The following is a 19,900-nucleotide window of genomic DNA, read 5'->3' on the forward strand; positions in this document are numbered from 1 at the left end:
AAATGGACAAAAAAGGCTATACGATCGGCAAAGTTGCGGCACGCAGCGGTGTGAAAGTGCCAACTATCCGTTTTTATGAGCAAATAGGCCTGATCCGCGAGCCGGAACGCACGGAGAATCAGCGGCGGGAATATGGCGCGGAAGATATCAAGCGCCTGTCATTTATCCGCCACGCGCGCGATCTTGGTTTTGAGATCAATGATATCCGCGAATTGCTGGCGATGACCGAGACACCTAACGCCTCTTGCCATGAAGCAGATTCGATTGCGCGGCGTCACCTTGATGAGATTGAGGATCGTATCGAGCGCCTGTCAGCCTTGCGCGATGAATTGCGCCGTATGGTGACTGAGTGCGATCACGGACGGTTATGTGAATGCAGGGTGATTCAGATTCTTGAAGATCACAGCCAGTGTGGTCATGAGCATGATCATCCGGCGCAAACATTGAAATAGGCAATATACACCAGAGAGGAATGGACGTGACTGTAACCATTTACGGCATTAAAAATTGTGACACGATGCGTAAGGCGCAGGATTGGCTGAGCGCACAGAATATCGCGTTCGATTTCCATGATTATAAAAAGGTTGGTCTGGATCGTGCCAAGCTGGAAAACTGGTGCAAGACACTGGGCTGGGAAACCGTGATCAATCGCGCAGGCCAGACATTCCGCAAGCTTGATGAAGCCCAGAAGCAGGATCTGACAGAAGCAAAAGCCATTGAGTTGATGCTCGGCAATCTGTCGATGATCAAACGTCCGGTACTTGAAAAGGACGGCAAATTGCTGGCCGGTTTCAAGCCTGAGATTTACGCCGAGTTTTTTGCATGAATTTTATTGAGTACAGGTGAAGGTCTGAAAGGAAAAGTCTCAGACCGTGGCGAAAATGGTGATTTCGAGACCGGAACGCAGCGTACTTATTGGTACGTGAGTACCGGAAGCGCAGAAATTGCCATTTGCAGCCCGGTATGTGGCTTTTAGTTCAGAACTTAAAGAGCGGCTGGTCGTTTGTTCAGCTCGGGCTCTGCCAGATAATCATGATAGCTGACGCAGCGCACGTCATCGCGCTTGCAAACATCGCGGGCAAAGCGCTCCAGTGCATTCCAGTAGGCGCCATTATTCATCAGGACAAAGTGGAAGCCCATTTGCAGCGGAATACGCTGACCGTTATATTGCTTATTGAAGGCATTCATAAAGGCATCATAGCTGCGCTGTTCAAATTGCGCTGCCTGTTCCGGTTTTTCTTTGCCGCCCGAATGGCGCACATAGAGATTATAATCCATGGCAATCACTGGTCGTGCGGAAGGGCCTTCCGGTATCAGCGGCAGGCCAAAACTTTTTAATCCGGCGAAGTTTTTCGGCAGTTCAGGGCCTGAGGTCACGCCACTGGCCTGATAGGCGTAGCCGCTGTCGCGCAAAGCCGTTTGCACCGGCTTGTCATCGGAGAGATAGGGCGCACGAAAGCCGGTGATCTTGTTGTAAACGAGGTTTTTCCAGCCTTCCGGCTCACCGTCGATTTTATTGGCTTTCCAGGCATTACCGACAATATTGCGGAATGCCTGAATTTCTTGTGCCCATTCTTTTGCCGTCCAGTCTTTCCCGTCAAAGTGGCCGCAGCCATGGCTGGCGATTTCATGGCCTTCCAGATTGGCCTTCCACACCTGATCAAGACGGGTGGCAATTTCTGCTTTATCCTGCGCAAAACCGACATTGGAGCGGCCTGCTTTCATGCGTGGCGGCTGATACTGTGTGCGGTCAGCACGTTCCAGATAAAACACGCAGGAGAGGAAATAGGTAAAACGCGCGCCGGTTTCCTGCCCTAAGGCGCGGCTGCGCTGCCACAGCTTGTTATCATGTGCACCGTCAAACGAGATAATCACTACCTGTTTCGGGCGACTGTCAGGTGTCTCTGTTTTTTGCGGCGGTGTTGCTGCCACATCCGGCATAGCCTGCGCTGTTGTTGCAAAGCACAGGGAAGCGGCAAAACCGGCGGCAATAAGTTTTTGCATAAAGACAGGCTCATGTGATGGCAGAGGAGGGTGAGAGCAGAATTGATAAGGTTGAAATGTGGCAAAGCACAGGCATATTACCTGAATAAATCTGCAGTTTTGGTGCCGGATTAAGGAATTATGCAGGAAATCACAATCGGGGCTACCATCTGTCGCCGATTCCGACTAAAAGCCGGATAGGTGTTTTCAATAAATGGGCAGCGCAGGCTGTCTGTTTGCTGATGCATAATCAATTTTGTTACAGGGTTTCACAGGGTATCCATGACAGACGACAGCTTTATCCGCGAAGTCAACGAAGAGCTCCGCTCGGAACAGATGCGCGCTGTATGGCGGCGTTTTGGTCCGATTTTGATCGGCGGCGCGGTGGCGATTGTTATCGGTACAGCGGGTTTCGTCGGTTATGAATATTGGCGTGAGAGCAAAGCCGCTGTATCGGGCGACCAGTTTCTGACAGCACTTGAGCTGGCCGGTGAAAACAAAACTGACGAAGCTCTGAGCGCGCTGAAGACACTGGAAACAGAAGGTGCCGGTTCTTATCCGCTGCTGGCGCAGCTGCGCTCGGCCACTTTGCTGGAGCAGAAAAAAGATATGGCCGGTGCGGTCAGTGCTTTTGATGCTGTTGCGGCAGATAATAAAGCGCCTGTTGCATTGCGCGATGTTGCAAAGCTGCGTGCGGCCTATATCTTGGTTGATACCGGTTCTTATGACGATGTTGCCAAACGCGCTGAAACACTGAGTGCAGACGGCAATCCGATGCGCGGTTCTGCCCGTGAAGTGCTGGGGCTGGCTGCTTATAAAGCCGGTCGTACAGATGATGCGGTGAAACTGTTTCAGCAGAATGCAGACGATGCGGCAATCCCTGCCAATCTTCGTCAGCGTGCCAATACAATGCTCGATCTGATGCGCAGCACTGAGGCTACCGCAAAGAAATAAGACGTTTCATTCTGAAACGCATACAACAAAAAGATAGAGCAATCTCCGCTTTCAGGAGGTTGCTCTGTAAGACGGAAAAATAAGCTGAATGAGCTTTACACTCGCAATTATCGGACGTCCGAATGTCGGCAAGTCCACACTGTTTAACCGCATTGTCGGGCGCAAGCTGGCGCTGGTCGATGATACGCCGGGTGTTACCCGTGACCGTCGTATCCACGACGGCAAGCTCTATGATCTGCATTTCAAAGTGATTGACACTGCCGGTCTGGAAATTGCCGAGGCCGGTACGCTGGAAGGTCGTATGCGCGCGCAGACTGAAGCCGCGATTGATGAGGCCGATGCGGTTCTGTTCGTTATTGATGCCAAAGCCGGTCTGACACCGACGGATATTGAATTCGCGCAGCTGGTGCGCAAGTTCAACAAGCCTATTGTACTGGTGGCCAATAAATCTGAAGCCCGTGGCGCTGATGCAGGTCTCTATGATGCATATCGCTTGGGTCTCGGCGAACCTTGCCCGATTTCTGCCGAGCATGGTCAGGGTCTGCCTGATCTGCGCGATGCGATTGTGGAAGTGATAGGCAAAGAAAAAGCCTTCGCGGAAGAAAAAGCCGAAGAAGAATTTACGCAGGAAAAAATCGGCGCGCTGGTTGGTGAAGACGTCAGCGATGAGGATGAGGAAATCATCCCTGAATATGACGCGACCAAGCCTTTGCAGATTGCGATTGTCGGCCGCCCGAATGCCGGTAAGTCCACAATGATTAATACGATGCTCGGTCAGGATCGTCTGCTGACAGGGCCTGAAGCCGGTATTACCCGCGACTCGATTTCCGTTGAATGGGAATGGCGTGGCCGTAGTGTTAAATTGTTTGACACCGCAGGTCTGCGCCGTAAGGCGCGCGTGCAGGAAAAGCTGGAAAAACTTTCCGTTGCCGATGGCTTGCGCGCTATTCGTTTTGCGGAAGTGGTGATCATCGTTCTCGATGCGACCATTCCTTTTGAAAAGCAGGATTTGCAGATCATTGATCTGATTATCCGTGAAGGCCGTGCGCCGATCATTGCTTTCAATAAATGGGATCTGATCGAAGACCGTCAGGCATTGCTGGCTGATCTGCGCGAAAAGACCGAACGTTTGTTGCCGCAGGTACGCGGTATCCGCGCTGTGCCGATTTCCGGTGAAACCGGTCACGGCATTGATAAGCTGATGGAAAGCGTTGAGATGACGCACCGTATCTGGAATACGCGCATCTCGACCGGTCGTCTGAACCGCTGGCTCGAAGGTGTGATTACCCATCATCCGCCACCGGCAGTGGCTGGCCGTCGTCTTAAAGTGAAATATATGACACAGGTTAAGACCCGTCCGCCGGGCTTTATGGTGTCCTGCTCGCGCCCTGATGTGATGCCGCAATCCTATGTGCGTTATCTGATCAATGGTCTGCGTGATACATTCGAAATGCCGGGCGTGCCGATCCGCTTGTCGCTACGCACTTCGGACAATCCTTTTGCCAGCCGCGCAAAGAAAAAACGCTGATGTTATCTGGATGATATCGTCTTGAAGCCCTGCCGCAGAAAAGACTTCGGCAGGGCTTTTTCGTAGAAATATGCAGGAGAGAAACGGAATGGCGCAAATTATCAGTACAGAGCCGTCCGATTTACAAATTGCTGCGGAGGTATTGGGCGCAGGCAAACTTGCAGCCTTGCCGACAGAGACTGTTTATGGTCTGGCGGCAGATGCCACTAATGGCAGTGCGGTTGCCGGTATTTTCTCTGCCAAGGGACGGCCGCATTTTAATCCGTTGATTGCCCATATGGCGACGCTTGATATGGCCGAGCGCTATGTGGTGTTTGATGATATCTCCCGTAGACTTGCAGCAAAGTTCTGGCCGGGTCCGTTGACACTGGTATTGCCTCTGCGTGAGGGGGCTGCAATTCATCCGCTGGTAACTGCGGGTTTGACAACACTCGCTATTCGTATGCCGCGCGGGCCGATTGCTGAAATCATTGCCGCGCTTGATCGTCCGCTGGCGGCACCGAGCGCCAATAGCTCCGGCCGTATCAGTGCCACTTCGGCACAGGCTGTGCAGGATGATCTGGGCGCTAAACTCGACCTGATTGTTGATGGCGGTGCCTGTGTTGTCGGGCTGGAATCCACTATTGTTAAAATTGAAAATGGTCAGGCTTTTCTGCTGCGTCCGGGCGGTCTGGCAGCAGAAGAGATTGAGGCTTTCATCGGTGAGCCACTGCATCGTCTGGATCAGCGTGCGGCTATTCAGGCGCCGGGTATGATGGCGTCACATTATGCACCGGATGCCGCGATGCGGTTGAACGTCTCGGAGGTTCGCGAAGGTGAAGCTCTGCTGGCTTTTGGGGCGCAGCGCGCATCTGGTGCGGATAAAGCCGTTGCGATGTTAAACTTAAGCCCTTCCGGTGATCTCCACGAGGCTGCCGTGCACTTGTTCGATTATATGAAGCGGCTGGATGCAGCAGGGGCGAAGACGATTGCCGTTGAACCGGTACCGCATAATGGTTTGGGCGAGGCAATTAATGATCGCTTATCCCGTGCGGCTGCGCCGCGCGATTAGTTGAATTTGGACTGCTGCACTGCGTGATTAATTGAGCTTGGGCGGAAACAGATGATGACGATGTCAGATGATTTGATTGCGCGTTTCACGGCAATTGTCGGAGAGAAAAACGCGCTGCGCGACCCGGCCGATCAGATTTCTTATTTGAGCGAACCGCGAGAGCTGTTTCACGGTCGCGCTGCTTTGGTTCTGCGCCCTGCAACGGTGGATGAAGTCTCGGCCATTATGATGCTGGCCTATGAGACAGCAACACCTGTGGTGCCGCAGGGCGGCAATACCGGACTTGTTGGCGCACAACAGCCGGATACCAGCGGACGGGCGATCATTCTCTCACTGTCGCGGCTTAACCAAATCCGCAATATTGACACGACCGGCAATCTCGTCACGGTCGAAGCCGGTGTTATCCTGCAAAATTTGCAGGAAGCTGTGCAGGATGCGGGACGGCTGTTTCCGTTGTCTTTAGGGGCAGAGGGTTCTTGCCAGATTGGCGGTAATCTTTCATCCAATGCAGGCGGCACGGCTGTGCTTGCCTATGGTAATATGCGCGAATTATGCCTTGGACTTGAAGTGGTTTTGCCCGACGGACAGGTGTTGAATGATCTGCGTCGTGTGAAAAAAGATAATACCGGCTATGATTTGCGTGATCTGTTTATCGGTGCGGAAGGCACGCTTGGTGTTATCACTGCAGCTGTGTTGAAAATTCATCCGCAGCCGAAAGGCAAGGCAGTCGCCTATGTCGGATTGCAGTCGCCGGAAAATGTGGTGCAGCTTTTCCGTTTGGCAACTGATCAGGCAGGGCAGGCGCTGACCGGTTTTGAACTTATGCCGCGTATCGGCATGGAATTTATTCTGCGCCATATTGCAGAAGCGCGTGACCCGCTGGAAAGCGCTTATCCTTGGTATGTGCTGGCCGAGATTTCCTCTGCCCGTTCCGAAACAGATGCACAGGAAATGCTGGAAGCCATCCTGAGTGAAGGTTTTGAGAGCCAACTGGTGCAGGATGCCGCCATTGCACAAAATGGTGCGCAGGCTGATCTGTTCTGGAAAATGCGTGAAGAGATGTCTCCGGCGCAGAAGCCGGAAGGTGGCTCTATCAAACACGATATCTCGGTGCCTGTTGCCTCCATCCCTGCATTCATTGCAGAAGCGGCGATTGCAGTTGAAGAGATGATCCCGTCTGCACGTGTGGTTTGTTTCGGCCATATTGGCGACGGCAATCTGCATTATAATGTTTCGCAGCCGATCGGTGCTGATAAGCAGGCTTTTCTGGCCCGCTGGCATGAGTTGAACCATCGCATCCATACGATTGTCATGCGCTATAATGGCTCCATTTCCGCAGAGCACGGTATCGGCGCGTTGAAGCGTGAAGAATTGCGTGCCTTTAAACAGCCGCTGGCGCTGGAATTGATGCGCCGGATTAAGCAGGCTTTTGATCCGAAGAATATTATGAACCCTGACAAGCTGCTTTGAGCTGAACCTTGTTAAAATTTAAACATTGAGCCGCCGTTTCGTTAAGAAGCGGCGGCTCAATTGTTAAAAAGAGGCCGTGTTACACACCGCTCATCATAAACGAGCGGTAAATATCCACATTTTGAGCTGAAAAATTGCGGTTAGCAAAAGATTGGTACGCAACAAGCGTGTTTAATGCGGATTTAATGTCCACAGGCGCAGCCTTAACAACTGGTTGCTGACATATAGTGAAATTCAGAGAATATTCAGAACTAAACGCCTTTAACTATGAAAAAGGGCGCTGAAAAGGTACAGCAGGCTCTGTTTATTTAGCTCTTGTTAAAAATCATAAATATTTACCGGTTTCACAGGGTTAAGCTGTGTTTACAGCCCTTGCTGAAGTCTTAACTGTGGTTGGAATCTGTAAACCATTTTGCCAAAGACAGAAGCATTAACCCTGTCATTTAAGCAGATTGGGAGCTCTGTACGCTATTCTTGCATCCAACGAGACCACAAAGGTCCGATAGAAAAAAGAACCGACAGTAAAACAATAACAGCGGTTCTCAGAAGGTACAGGGCAAGAAAACGATGAACCAGATGCTGGAAAAACAGGACAAACCAGTTTGGGCGAGCAGAGAGATCCGTCTCGATCCTTCACAGTTCCCGCAGAGCATTTCTTATGCTTCAACGGGTGAGCAGGAAGATGTGACCTTCACGATCAATGAACGTGGCGCAGTACTGCGACGTGTTCTGCCATCGAGCGGCCTGCCAATGTCTGTGGCGCTGCCTGCGCATGTATTTTTGGGCGTGACAGCACGTGCAGTTGAGGATGAACATGGCCTGATTACTGTGACACTGGAACTGATGCACGAAGACCCGCAAATGTCTGTGCCGCTGCTGGTTGCGCATGATCTGGATGATGTGGCTGCGGATTGGCATGCATGGGCAAATGCCTACAAATTGCCGATGTTGCTGGTTGAGGCTGATGGTGTTGCGCGTCCTGTGCATGACACAATCGGTGGTGTAACCGCATCGGCCAGTACAGAGCGCCGTCAGGGACAGGAACAGCGCCGTCGTCGTCCACGTTTTCTGGCGCGCCGTAAAACCGGTTCGCTGGGCGTAACTTTGAAGATTTCCGGCCGCGAGATTATTGCTCGCGTTTAAAAAAACCAGAGATCATTGCTCGCGTGTGAAAAATACCGAAATGACTGCTCGCGGGAATGTGAATGGCCGTCATGGCGCTGCAGGTATAAAAATTAAGAATATTACGCGAAACTGCGAACTGAATATGTGATCTCCAGTCACAGAACATGCAAAGACCGTATATCTTTCCGGATATACGGTCTTTTTTTATTCATTTTTTGCGGGAGAGGAATGCGCCGACGGCCTGTGCGGCTTCCGCAGATTTCAGACGGTCTGCGAAAATCTGCGCTTCACGGTCAATACGGGCATTCAGCGGTTCAGGCTGGCTTTTCATGAGTTCACGGGTCAGTTGCAGAGCCGTTGGCGGGCGTGCTGCCAGCTTTTGTGCAGCGTTCAGTACTTCTGATTCCAGCACATCTTCCGCCACAATACGCCAGACAATGCCGGCTTCAAGTGCCTGTTCAGCGCTCATAGCCTCACCCATTGCCAGCAAAGCAAAGGCACGCTGATGCCCCATGATTCCGGGAGCAAGCAGTGTTGAACCTGCCTCCGGCACCAGCCCGAGATCAACAAACGGGGTGTGGAAAACAGCGCGCGGCGTAGCAAAAGTCAGATCACAATGCAGATTTAGCGTCGTGCCTACGCCAATCGCCAGACCATCAACGCCGGAAATCAGAGGTTTGCGGGATTGGGATAATGTGTGCAGGAAGTCGACAATTTCGCCGCCGAGACTGCCCTGAGACATAGCCGCTGTCATGAAATCCTGCATATCATTACCGGCGGAGAAGGCACCGGGCAGACCGAGCAGCACATTGACGCGGATACTGTCATCATTGTCTGCCTGTCTCAAAGCATCGGCAATGCCGTGATACATATCGCGGGTGATGGCGTTCTTCTTATCAGGACGGTTCATACGGATAATCTGCACGGCATCGTGGCGTTCTGTTTTAATAAATTCGCTCATCGTCAAATATCCTGCAGAAGCTTGGTTGCCTTTGTCAGGCTGGTTGCACCATTGAGAATGCTCTGTTTCAGCCCTGCGGTTTCCTGCAAAGTATTTTGTGCGAAGAAGGCTGCCAGTGCGGCTGTATTCCCGTCATGCAATCCGGCTTTGGCCAGATAAAGCGCACCAACTGTCAGAGACAGCAGGCGCTGATAGGTGGTGGCACCGCACAGCGCGGTCTGGCTGTCGCCTTGCACAATACAGTCTTGCAGAAAGCGCGTGGTTTCTTCCGCTGTGTCCAAAGCGGTTTCAAGCTGCGGTGCGATCGTTTTCAGTGTATCCGATGTCTTGGCCTGTTCGGCAATGTCCCGCAATTCCTGCAGGAAACCATGAATATGCCCGCCATTTTCCAATGGCAGTTTACGCATCACCAGATCTATGGCCTGAATACCGTTGGTACCTTCATAAATCGGGAGAATGCGGGCATCGCGCAGTAATTGGGCAGCACCGGTTTCTTCGATATAGCCCATGCCGCCATGCACCTGAACGCCGAGAGAGGCGACATCCACACCGCTATCGGTAGAGAAGGCTTTAGCGAGCGGCGTCAGCAGACTGGCGCGGTTTGCCCAGAATGTGCCATTGGCAGGATCGGCCTTTGCCATATCGAGTGCCTGTGCAGTCGCGTAGCAGATCGAGCGCGAGGTTTGTGCCAGACCCTTCATGGTCAGCAACATGCGCGCTACATCGGGGTGTTCGATGATCGGGCTCATCTCAGCGCCTTTGGCTGCATTTAAAGAACGTCCCTGACGACGTTCTGCTGCATAGGCGCGGGCTTTTTGATAGGCGGCTTCCGCTACAGCTACACCCTGAATACCGACTAGCAGGCGGGCATTGTTCATCATGGTGAACATGCAGGCGAGGCCTTTATGCTCTTCGCCGATCAGATAGCCGACAGCGCCTTTTTCACCGGTATCACCAAAGCCGTCACCATAAATCATGGTGCAGGTTGGTGAAGCGTGAAGACCGAGTTTTTCTTCTAGCCCTGCGCAGAATACATCATTGCGCGCGCCAAGCGAACCGTCTTCATTGACCAGATATTTCGGTACCAAAAACAGTGAAATTCCCTTGGTGCCTGCCGGTGCATCGGGCAGGCGTGCCAGTACAAGATGCACGATATTGTCGGTCAGATCATGCTCGCCATAGGTGATGAAAATTTTCTGCCCGAAAATCCGGTAGTTGCCGTCATCTGCCCGTTCAGCACGGCTGCGTAAAGCACCAAGATCTGAACCTGCTTGCGGCTCGGTGAGGTTCATGGTGCCTGACCATTCGCCGGAAATCAGCTTTTCAAGATAGGTATTTTTTAGCGCATCACTGGCATGGTGCTCGAGTGCTTCCACCGCGCCCATGGTCAGGGTGGAGGCAATGGCAAAACCGAGCGAGCCGGAATTCCACATCTCTGCAACCGCGACCGAGAGCAAGGTTGGTAACCCCTGACCTCCATAGGCGGGATCACCGGTCAGCGCGTTCCAGCCGCCCTCTGTCCAGTCTTTATAGAGTGCCTGCCAGCCCTCTGTCGTCGTAACTTTTGCATCTTTAAGGGTTGCGCCTTGCTGATCGCCTTTGGTGCGTAGCGGCGTGATACGTGTCTCACTGAATTTGGCAGCCTCCTGCAAAATCGCATCGACAATATCCGGTGAAAGCTCAGAGAAAAGCTCTGTTTTCAAAAGCTCCGGCAGGTCTGCAACCTGATTGAGTGTCTGGCTGATCTGATTCAGTGGTGCGCGATACATCTGCTTTCTCCGTTTGGCGCATTCGCGTGAAAGAATGCAGCCACAGTTCTCCTTAATGATTATTGGTATCGGCTTATTACGTAAACGTCAATAAATTCTCCGGGCGTGTAAATAAGAAAAAACCCGCCGGTAAGGCGGGTTTTAAAAAAGCTATACTTAGGCTGTTTTCTCACGCTCAACAGCACGCCAGCCGATATCTTTACGGCAGAAACCTTCCGGCCAGTCGATTTTAGAAACCGCCTGATAGGCTTTTGCCTGCGCCTCGGAAACTGTTTTTCCGGTGGCGGTAACATTGAGAACGCGTCCGCCATTGGCCAGCAAGTCACCGTCCTTGTGCACGGTGCCAGCATGGAACACTTTCACATCCGGCAGAGCATCGGCGTCTTCCACACCTTTGATAATTGTGCCTTTGCGCGGGGAGGTCGGATAGCCCTCTGCTGCCATAACAACAGTGAGGGCGGCCTCATCGCTCCAGCGGATTGAAAGCTGGTTCAGCATATTATTGGCTGCTGCCAGCATAATCACCAGCAGGTCATCTTTGAGACGGGTCATCAGCACCTGACATTCAGGGTCGCCGAAGCGTGTATTATATTCGATGAGCTTCGGACCATCTTTGCCGATCATCAGGCCGGCAAACAACACGCCGCTGAAAGGTGCGCCGATTTCAGCCATGCCGCGCATGGTCGGCTCAATCAGTTCCTTCATCACCCGTTCCGTCATGGCTTCATCCATGATCGGGGCAGGGGAATAGGCGCCCATACCGCCGGTATTGGCGCCGGTATCGCCGTCGCCAACGCGTTTATGATCTTGCGCGCTGCCAAAAGGCAAAGCGGTTGTGCCGTCACAAATGCAGAAGAAGCTGGCTTCTTCACCGTCGAGAAACTCTTCAACCACAACTTCGGCACCGGCATCGCCGAAATGGCCTTCAAAACAGGCATCTACCGCATCCAAAGCTTCTTCCAAAGTCATGGCAACAACCACGCCTTTGCCTGCGGCTAGACCGTCGGCTTTAACGACAATCGGTGCACCCTGTTCGCGGATATAGGCTTTGGCCTTCGGGGCGTTGTTGAAGCGGCTATAGCTGCCGGTCGGAATATCAAAACGGGCGCAAAGGTCTTTGGTGAAGCCTTTGGAACCTTCAAGCTGGGCGGCGGCCTGTGAAGGGCCGAATACTTTAATGCCTGCTTTCAGCAACGGGTCGGTAATACCGGCGACCAGTGGTGCTTCAGGGCCGACAACAACCAGATCAATTTCGAAACTGTGGCAGAAGGCAATCACGGCATCATGATCATCAATGTCGAGATCAATCAGTGTGGCATGATCGGCAATGCCCGGATTGCCCGGTGTGCAGTAGAGCGTGCCGAGCAGCGGGGAAGCTGCCAGTTTCCAGCTAAGAGCGTGTTCGCGGCCACCGGAGCCGATGAGCAGAACTTTAAGAGCTTCTGAGGAAGACGTGGTCACAGGCATTTCTCCATGATGTACTTCAGGCTTGGATGTGCTTCAGGCTTGCTCCTCCTTTACGAAATCGTTAGAGAATTTGAAAGCATTTATAAGAATGCAACTGCGAAAGGTTTGCATAAATGGTTCAGATTCAGGCGCGCGGCCAAACAGGCAAAGTTATGGACGCTCCGTCCGGCCATTGGGTCTATCGTTTGTTGCCGCCAAGCCTGTGGCCTTATGCGCAGCTTGCCCGTTGGGATCGCCCGATTGGCTGGCAATTGCTGCTCTGGCCATGTCTGTGGTCGGCGGCCATGGTCGCGAGTGCCGGTGCCAAAGCAGGTGATGATGTCTGGACGGTTTTGCCGTCGCTCTGGCATATGGCACTGTTTCTGGTTGGTGCCATTGCCATGCGCGGTGCAGGCTGCACGCTGAATGATCTGGCCGATCAGGATATTGACGATAAAGTTGCGCGTACGCGTTCCCGCCCGTTGCCGTCCGGTCAGGTGAGCCGCAAACAGGCATGGCTGTTTTTAGCCCTGCAATGTCTGGTCGGGCTTGCGGTGGTGCTGCAGTTCAACTGGTTTACCGTGGCGTTGAGCTTTGCCTCACTGGTGATTGTTGCTGCTTATCCGTTCATGAAGCGCATTACCGACTGGCCGCAACTGGTGCTGGGTATGGCCTTTTCATGGGGTGCGCTGGTGGCATGGTCGGCACAGGCCGGTTCTTTATCACTGGCACCGGTGCTGCTCTATGTTGGTGCAATCATGTGGACGATTGGCTATGACACAATCTACGCACATCAGGATAAAGAAGATGACGCGCTGGTCGGCGTGCGCTCAACGGCACGTTTGTTTGGTGAGAAAACCAAGCTGGCACTGATGCTGCTCTATGGTGGTGCGTTGATTTGCTTTGCCTGGGCTTTTGCTTCGGCTGAAGTGCCGATGCCTGCACTCGCTGGTTTGCTGGCCGCCGGTGTGCATCTGTATCGCCAGATTATTGTGCTGGATATTGACAATCCGGAGCAATGCCTGCGCCTGTTCCGCTCCAACAATATTGTCGGCTGGCTGATTTTTGCCGGTTTGGTACTTGGCTCTTTGTGGGTTGTGATCAAACCGGTGATCTGAACCTGTTCATCGCTGTAAATAAAAAAGCCGCGTCTCAGACGCGGCTTTTTTGTTTTTTACGGATAGAATTTCTGAGTTGTCCAATCGCCTTCCGGCGTGTCACGCTTGAAGATCAGACGATCATGCAGGCGGAACGGACGGTCATGCCAGAACTCGATGTAAGTCGGCTTGATGCGGAAGCCTGACCAATATTCAGGACGCGGAATTTCACCGATTGCAAATCGCGCGGTATATTCTGCAACTGCTTTTTCCAGAGCAAAGCGGCTTTCCAGAGGGCGGGATTGTTTGGAAGCCCATGCACCAATGCGGCTGCCGCGCGGACGTGACTGGTAATAGGCATCGGCTTCTTCAGCACTTACCTGCTCGACAGGACCACGCACACGGATTTGGCGGCGCAGGGATTTCCAGTGAAAGCACATGGCTGCTTTACCGGCGGACAGAATTTCCTGACCCTTCTGGCTTTCATAATTGGTATAGAAAACAAAGCCATGCTCATCGAAATCTTTCAGCAGAACCATACGCACATTCGGCAGACCGCTCTCGTCGACGGTAGCAACGGCAACGGCATTCGGGTCATTTGGTTCGGATTTGGTTGCATCCTGCATCCATTCTGCAAACAGGCGGAAAGGTTCGGTCGCAGCGGTGAAATCATCAGCGGATGTTGTCATATCGGTCTGTTCACTTAAATTATCAAAGCAGAAAGCTTTGGCCGGTTCGGCGAAGGCGCTCCTAGAGCGGTTTACGTTCATGTTGAATCGCAGTGCTCGCTCTAGATTTTTTTAATTGTCGCATGTTCGCGGTAGCTCAAATGCATTCATATGAGCGCGACATGCTCTAGGCTGCGCCGTAATTATAACGCGCATACCTTACATGGCTGTCCGTGCTTGTGAAGTCCCGTAAATCGAATATTTTCTCAGAAACCGGCCCAGAACGACAGTGAGCATGGGGTGCCAGATCAAGAAATAATCAGGAAAAACACAAGAAAGCGTTGTGCGGGAATAATCTTGTTATCAGCATTTTGAATTGCTGTGAAAACAGCAGGCCGGAGCCTTTGACGCTGAGTAGTGATTTGTTTACCTTGCAAACTCACCGCTTGTTAACGCGGATTGGTTCATAACAAATGTCTGATTTACATTAATACGGGATGATCTTATAGGATAGTTCCGTTCCCAGCCAGTCAGGACGATCATTTGCCAGTCACAAAGACGACAACAGAATTACGGAATAATCACTTCTTGCAGCGTATGCAGGGTGTTTCATGCCGGATTCTGGTGGTTGTTGGTGCTGTTGCGTTGCTCTCCGGTTGTGCGATGTCCGGTTTTGATCTTCAGAAAGCTGCACCGGATAAAACTGCGATTACCGGTTCAGTGAATAAGCCGCCTGTTGCTGAAGTCACGGACAGCAGCAAAATGTCGGATCAGAATACGATCCGGAATGTTGTCTCTGCATTGAATTTCACGCAATGGGGCAAGACACCTATTCCTTGGGCTAATCCCGATACCGGCAGTCAGGGTACCATCACCACTGTTGCTGAGAAAAAGACCGAAGCCGGTCTGTGCCGTGAGTTTGAAACCTCGCGTGAGGCTTTTGACGGTGCCGCACTTTATCGCGGACAGGCTTGCATGGCGCAGGGCGGCGCATGGGCCTTGACCTCTTTTGCGCCACTCTGAATGAGTAAAATGCGCTGAACTCTTTGTTTTCATAACGTAATTGCACTATTTCGTTGCGCGTCTCTGGAAAAATTGCGCACTGATGCGCATATTGCATTGTAAAAGCATGCCGGAGCCTGTCGCAGATTGCTGCCGCTTTTCATAAAGCAGATCAGTTATTTAATCTCTTCTGACAAGTGCGCCGGATGCGCTATGATTTGGAACAATTTACTGGTGATTCCGTTTGTGCAGTCACCGCAACGATAAAGGAATACTATGCGCGATCCCTATAGCGTATTGGGCGTCGCTAAAACGGCGAAGCCTGAAGAAATAAAATCTGCTTTTCGTAAACTGGCCAAGAAGTATCACCCTGACCAAAATCAGGATGATCCGAAGGCACAGGAGAAATTTGCCGAAATTAATCAGGCCTATGAAATCGTCGGTGACAAAGACAAGCGCGGCCAGTTCGATCGTGGTGAAATAGACGCGGAAGGTAAGCCTGCCGGTTTTGCCGGTCACGGCTATGGCGGTCAGCAGGGCGATCCTTTCGCGGGTTTCCGTCGTGGCGGTTCTGGCGGCGGTTTTCAGCAGGGCGGTTTTGACGGCGCAGAGGATATTCTGAGCAGCATCTTTGGTGGTGGTTTTGCCGGTGGCGGTCGTACCCGTAGCCGAGCGCCGTCCAAAGCACCTGATCTGAAAGCATCCATTTCTGTGACGCTTGAGCAGGCTGCCGGTGCTGAAAAAGTTGAAGCCGTTTTCCCGAATGGCAAGAAACTGTCGATCAAGCTGCCGGCCTATGTTGAGGACGGTCAGACCATTCGCCTCAAAGGGCAGGGGGAAACAATCCCCGGTGCCGTTGACGGTGATGCCTTGGTGACGATCAATTTCAGGAAACATCCGCGTTTCCGCCTAGATGGCCGTGATCTGCATCTCGATCTGCCGGTGCAGCTGAGCGATGCCGTGCTGGGATCGCGCGCGGAAATTGAAACTTTGAACGGTCGTGTGGCTGTACGCATTCCGGCATGGTCAAGCTCGGACAAAATCCTGCGCCTGAAAGGCAAAGGTTTGCCGAACAAAACCGGCGATGCGGCAGATCTGTTCGTGCATATCCAGATTATGCTGCCGGAAGACGGTGATGAGCAGCTCGAATCATTGCTGCGTTCGCGCGCCGGTTGATGGGTTCGCTACTGTATTTGGTTGCGATATTGCGCTGAACGGATGTGCGTGATTTGCAATCAAGGGCAAAATAAAGTGATTTGCGGGTGGAATCGCGCCCGCAAATACTGCTTTCTATTCTTGGGCAGAACCGTTACATAATAGAAACAATCAGCTGATATCTGCATTGAAACAGTCGCTTTCAAGGGGACGGAGGACAAAAATTACCGTCCTTGCTTGAAGCCGCTACTGTGCTATGCGATAGGCAGCTATTCAGATGATATTTTTATGAGGTATGGTGCATGACCACCAAATCCGGTTTGTTGCAAGGAAAACGCGGGCTGATCTTGGGTCTGGCCAACAACCGCTCTATCGCCTGGGGTATTGCCAAAGCTGCCCGGGATGCCGGTGCTGAGATTGCTTTGACCTATCAGGGCGATGCAATGAAGAAGCGCGTTGAGCCGCTCGCTGCTGAATTGGACGCACTGCTTTGCGGCCATTGCGATGTGACTGACGATGCATCCATGGATGCAGTTTTTGCTTTGATCGAAAAAGAATGGGGCAAGCTGGACTTCCTCGTTCACGCCATTGGCTTCTCCGATAAGGATGAGCTGACCGGTCGTTACGTCGATACATCAGCAGAAAACTTTACGAACACCATGCTGATCTCGGTTTATTCCTTCACAGCGCTTGCTAAGCGCGCGGAAAAACTGATGGCTGACGGCGGTTCCATGCTGACACTCACCTATTATGGTGCAGAAAAAGTCATGCCGAACTACAACGTCATGGGTGTTGCCAAGGCAGCGCTTGAAGCCAGCGTTAAATATCTGGCTGTTGATCTTGGTCCGCAGAATATCCGCGTTAATGCGATTTCCGCTGGCCCGATCAAGACTTTGGCTGCTTCGGGTATTGGCGATTTCCGCTATATTCTGAAATGGAACGAGTATAACGCACCGCTGCGTCGCACTGTGACCATTGATGAAGTTGGTGATTCCGGCCTGTATTTCCTTTCCGACCTGTCCCGTTCGGTAACCGGTGAAGTGCACCACGTTGACAGCGGCTATCATACTATCGGTATGAAGGCTGTGGATGCGCCGGATATTTCGGTCATTAAGGACTAAGGTGAGCACTATGGCACGGGAAATCATTTACTTCTCGCGTCATGGCGAGACAGATTGGAACGTCTCGCAGCGTGTGCAGGGGCAAATGGACATTGACATCAATGACCATGGCCGAACACAGGCTGACCGCAATGGTGATATGCTGAAATCACTGATCGGAACCGCAGAAGGGTTTGACTTTGTTGCAAGTCCTCTGCGCCGTACCCGTGAAACGATGGAGCGTATCCGCACCCGTATGGGGCTTGATCCGCTGGCCTACCGCACCGATCCGTTGCTGATGGAAGTGCATTTCGGTGACTGGCAGGGACACATGATGGAAGAGTTCGCAGCTGTCGGTGTCGGCAATGCGGGGCTTTTGCAGCAGCGTGAACGCGATAAGTGGAACTTTGTGCCGCCGGGTGACCAGGCTGAAAGCTATATGGGGCTCTCAAAACGTATTGCTCAATGGCTTGAAACTGTTCAGGGCAAGACGGTTTGCGTCACCCATGGCGGATGTATCCGTACTCTGTTCTATTTGATTGAGGGCATGAGCGGTCAGGATGCAGCGCATCTGCCTGTGCCGCAGGATAAAATCCTGAAGCTTGAGAATAATCACCTTGAGTGGATTTGACCACAGCACAAAGGTCGATCTAAATAAAAAAGCGCCGGAAATGGCGCTTTTTTTATGCTTGCAATAGGAGGCAGATCAGCCGCCGTCTGTTTCATCGATATTGCTGATATAGCGCACATTGTCGACGAGGTCATAAGTGACAATGACCTTCATGCCTTTTTCAATTGTACTGAAATCGAATTCTCCGGGCAGACGGTAATCTTTGCCGTTATCCAGCGTAATGGATTCTGCATCTTCATTGATTTTTGTGATTTTGCCTTCCGCATCGTCAGCCAGAGCAGCTCCGGCGAAAAACGGTGCGAGTAACAATGTAAGAATGGCGAAAATACGCATGAGAGATCCTTGTGCGTGGTAAAATCCGTTGTCCAAAGCTGCAGGTTAATTATGGCATTTGAAGGACCTGCTGCCCTGAAAGTCTTTTGCTGTCGTAACCGGAACCTGTCCCGAAAATTGTAAGCCCCTCACGGGATAATCCGTATATTGGACTGATTTCTTCTCTAGTTTCGGTCAGATACGCATAAAAGCAAAAGATAGACCATATTCGCGGATTTATGCAACATTTTCAAACTCCACGGTAGAGTAAGAGGGAATAGCTGGAATAGCGACGGTTTTTTGCGTTCCGGCCTTTCTGCTGTTTGACCGCTGCTTAAAAGACGAATAGAAACAGATCACCAAACTGAAATTAAAATGAACCGCACAGAACCGGTTCAATCTTGGGGTTTTCTATGTCGCATAACAGCTTTGGCCATCTTTTCCGCGTGACGACCTGGGGCGAAAGCCACGGGCTGGCGCTTGGCTGTGTTATTGATGGCTGCCCTCCGGGCATTCAATTCACCGAAGCTGAAATTCAGACCTATCTTGATAAGCGCAAGCCGGGTCAGTCAAAATATACCACGCAGCGCCGCGAGCCGGATCAGGTGCGTGTATTGTCGGGTGTGCTGACCAGTGAAGATGGTGTGATGACCACCACTGGTACACCGATTTCCATGATGATTGAGAATGTCGATCAGCGTTCCAAGGACTATGGCGAAATTGCTCGTCAATATCGTCCGGGTCATGCGGATTACGCTTATGACGTAAAATACGGTTTGCGTGACTATCGCGGTGGCGGTCGTTCTTCTGCGCGTGAAACCGCAGCCCGTGTTGCTGCCGGTGCCATTGCCCGCAAAGTTGTACCGGGACTGACCGTGCGTGCAGCACTGGTTGGTATGGGTATTCACAAAATTGACCGCTCCCGCTGGGATTGGGCAGAAGTGGATAATAATCCGTTCTTCACACCGGATGCAGGCTCGGTCGAGCTGTTTGCAGACTATTTGGATGGTATCCGCAAAAGCGGTTCATCCATTGGCGCGGTGATTGAAGTTGTCGCTGAAGGTGTGCCTGCCGGTATCGGTGCGCCGCTTTATGCCAAGCTGGATCAGGATATTGCCTCGCATCTGATGTCGATCCCTGCGGTTAAAGGTGTGGAAATCGGCAATGGTTTTGAAGCGGCAACGCTGACCGGTGAGCAGAATGCGGATGAAATGCGCGTTGATGCGGATGGCAATCCGGTATTCCTGTCGAATAATGCCGGTGGTATTCTCGGCGGTATTGCAACCGGTGCGCCGATTGTTACGCGTTTTGCTGTGAAACCGACTTCGTCCATTCTCACCACGCGTCGTTCGATTGATGTGGATAAAAACGAGGTGGATGTGATGACCAAAGGCCGTCATGATCCTTGCGTTGGTATTCGCGCCGTGCCGATCGGCGAAGCGATGCTGGCTTGTGCCATTGCAGACCATTATCTGCGTCACCGCGGCCAGACAGGCCGCGTTTGATAAATGTGGGGCCAGACTGGCCGCGTTTAATAACCTTGGGGCCAGACCACCGCGTCTGAGAGCTATCATTTAAGCTGGCCGCATTTGAGAATGATGCGGCCAGAGCAGTTATATGTGATGTCCATTCGGTAATATTATGGAGT

At 52.1% G+C, this 19,900-nt stretch carries 19 protein-coding genes; 13 read left to right on the top strand and 6 right to left on the bottom strand.

Translation table 11 applies throughout. The features are described 5' to 3' along the window. Window positions 1–2: 2 nt before the first annotated feature. Window positions 3–452, top strand: coding sequence for a MerR family transcriptional regulator (locus DFR47_RS00900; RefSeq protein WP_113942539.1), 450 nt, complete (start codon window positions 3–5; stop codon window positions 450–452). A gap of 26 nt (window positions 453–478) precedes the next feature. Continuing rightward, window positions 479–826, top strand: coding sequence for an ArsC family reductase (locus DFR47_RS00905; protein ID WP_113943161.1), 348 nt, complete (start codon window positions 479–481; stop codon window positions 824–826). A 158-nt stretch (window positions 827–984) separates the two neighbouring features. On the opposite strand, the gene DFR47_RS00910 is transcribed toward DFR47_RS00905, so the two are convergent. Next, on the bottom strand, window positions 985–2,004 hold the full coding sequence (locus tag DFR47_RS00910; protein WP_113942540.1) for a polysaccharide deacetylase family protein: 1,020 nt from the start codon (window positions 2,002–2,004) through the stop codon (window positions 985–987). A gap of 261 nt (window positions 2,005–2,265) precedes the next feature. Here DFR47_RS00910 and DFR47_RS00915 point away from each other — a divergent pair, with 261 nt between their 5' ends. From DFR47_RS00915 to DFR47_RS00935, 5 genes are all read left to right on the top strand, one after another. Continuing rightward, the gene (locus DFR47_RS00915; RefSeq protein WP_113942541.1) at window positions 2,266–2,937 is read left to right on the top strand and encodes a tetratricopeptide repeat protein; all 672 of its coding nucleotides are present in this window, start codon (window positions 2,266–2,268) and stop codon (window positions 2,935–2,937) included. Window positions 2,938–3,025: 88 nt separating this feature from the next. Further along, complete coding sequence (gene der / locus DFR47_RS00920; RefSeq protein ID WP_113942542.1) at window positions 3,026–4,465, top strand: ribosome biogenesis GTPase Der; 1,440 nt, start codon at window positions 3,026–3,028, stop codon at window positions 4,463–4,465. An 88-nt stretch (window positions 4,466–4,553) separates the two neighbouring features. Beyond that, complete coding sequence (locus tag DFR47_RS00925; RefSeq protein WP_113942543.1) at window positions 4,554–5,516, top strand: L-threonylcarbamoyladenylate synthase; 963 nt, start codon at window positions 4,554–4,556, stop codon at window positions 5,514–5,516. A gap of 60 nt (window positions 5,517–5,576) precedes the next feature. Next, entirely contained in the window at window positions 5,577–6,986 is a 1,410-nt protein-coding gene (locus tag DFR47_RS00930) for an FAD-binding oxidoreductase (protein WP_113943162.1), read from the top strand. A 576-nt stretch (window positions 6,987–7,562) separates the two neighbouring features. Then, on the top strand, window positions 7,563–8,129 hold the full coding sequence (locus DFR47_RS00935) for a DUF6101 family protein (protein ID WP_113943163.1): 567 nt from the start codon (window positions 7,563–7,565) through the stop codon (window positions 8,127–8,129). A 190-nt stretch (window positions 8,130–8,319) separates the two neighbouring features. Here DFR47_RS00935 and DFR47_RS00940 read toward each other — a convergent pair whose 3' ends face one another. From DFR47_RS00940 to purD, 3 genes are all read right to left on the bottom strand, one after another. Then, window positions 8,320–9,072 carry a crotonase/enoyl-CoA hydratase family protein gene (locus DFR47_RS00940; protein WP_113942544.1) on the bottom strand — a complete coding sequence of 251 codons (753 nt, stop codon included), beginning with the start codon at window positions 9,070–9,072 and terminating at the stop codon, window positions 8,320–8,322. 2 nt (window positions 9,073–9,074) lie between these two features. Then, entirely contained in the window at window positions 9,075–10,841 is a 1,767-nt protein-coding gene (locus DFR47_RS00945; protein ID WP_113942545.1) for an acyl-CoA dehydrogenase family protein, read from the bottom strand. Between the two features lie 156 nt (window positions 10,842–10,997). Continuing rightward, window positions 10,998–12,302: a phosphoribosylamine--glycine ligase gene (purD, locus tag DFR47_RS00950; RefSeq protein WP_245416400.1), complete on the bottom strand. Its 1,305-nt coding sequence runs from the start codon at window positions 12,300–12,302 to the stop codon at window positions 10,998–11,000. Between the two features lie 119 nt (window positions 12,303–12,421). Between purD and ubiA the strand changes: the two genes are divergently transcribed. Next, window positions 12,422–13,405 (top strand): 4-hydroxybenzoate octaprenyltransferase, encoded by a 984-nt coding sequence (ubiA, locus tag DFR47_RS00955; RefSeq protein ID WP_113942547.1) that lies wholly within the window; start codon window positions 12,422–12,424, stop codon window positions 13,403–13,405. 56 nt (window positions 13,406–13,461) lie between these two features. Here ubiA and pdxH read toward each other — a convergent pair whose 3' ends face one another. Beyond that, entirely contained in the window at window positions 13,462–14,073 is a 612-nt protein-coding gene (pdxH, locus tag DFR47_RS00960) for a pyridoxamine 5'-phosphate oxidase (RefSeq protein WP_113943164.1), read from the bottom strand. A gap of 576 nt (window positions 14,074–14,649) precedes the next feature. Between pdxH and DFR47_RS00965 the strand changes: the two genes are divergently transcribed. From DFR47_RS00965 to DFR47_RS00980, 4 genes are all read left to right on the top strand, one after another. Beyond that, window positions 14,650–15,075 (top strand): RT0821/Lpp0805 family surface protein, encoded by a 426-nt coding sequence (locus tag DFR47_RS00965; protein ID WP_342633943.1) that lies wholly within the window; start codon window positions 14,650–14,652, stop codon window positions 15,073–15,075. 255 nt (window positions 15,076–15,330) lie between these two features. Then, complete coding sequence (locus tag DFR47_RS00970) at window positions 15,331–16,230, top strand: DnaJ C-terminal domain-containing protein (RefSeq protein WP_113942548.1); 900 nt, start codon at window positions 15,331–15,333, stop codon at window positions 16,228–16,230. Between the two features lie 281 nt (window positions 16,231–16,511). Next, complete coding sequence (fabI, locus tag DFR47_RS00975) at window positions 16,512–17,330, top strand: enoyl-ACP reductase FabI (RefSeq protein WP_113942549.1); 819 nt, start codon at window positions 16,512–16,514, stop codon at window positions 17,328–17,330. A gap of 10 nt (window positions 17,331–17,340) precedes the next feature. Further along, a complete protein-coding gene (locus DFR47_RS00980) occupies window positions 17,341–17,940 on the top strand; it encodes a histidine phosphatase family protein (RefSeq protein ID WP_113942550.1) in 600 nt (199 codons plus the stop codon). Between the two features lie 75 nt (window positions 17,941–18,015). Here DFR47_RS00980 and DFR47_RS00985 read toward each other — a convergent pair whose 3' ends face one another. After that, window positions 18,016–18,273, bottom strand: a complete 258-nt coding sequence (locus DFR47_RS00985; protein ID WP_113942551.1) for a DUF1344 domain-containing protein — start codon at window positions 18,271–18,273, stop codon at window positions 18,016–18,018. A 392-nt stretch (window positions 18,274–18,665) separates the two neighbouring features. Between DFR47_RS00985 and aroC the strand changes: the two genes are divergently transcribed. Next, window positions 18,666–19,757 (top strand): chorismate synthase, encoded by a 1,092-nt coding sequence (aroC, locus tag DFR47_RS00990; RefSeq protein ID WP_113942552.1) that lies wholly within the window; start codon window positions 18,666–18,668, stop codon window positions 19,755–19,757. Window positions 19,758–19,900: the final 143 nt, after the last annotated feature.

The organism is Pseudochrobactrum asaccharolyticum, from assembly GCF_003314995.1.
Classification (GTDB): Bacteria; Pseudomonadota; Alphaproteobacteria; order Rhizobiales; family Rhizobiaceae; genus Pseudochrobactrum; species Pseudochrobactrum asaccharolyticum.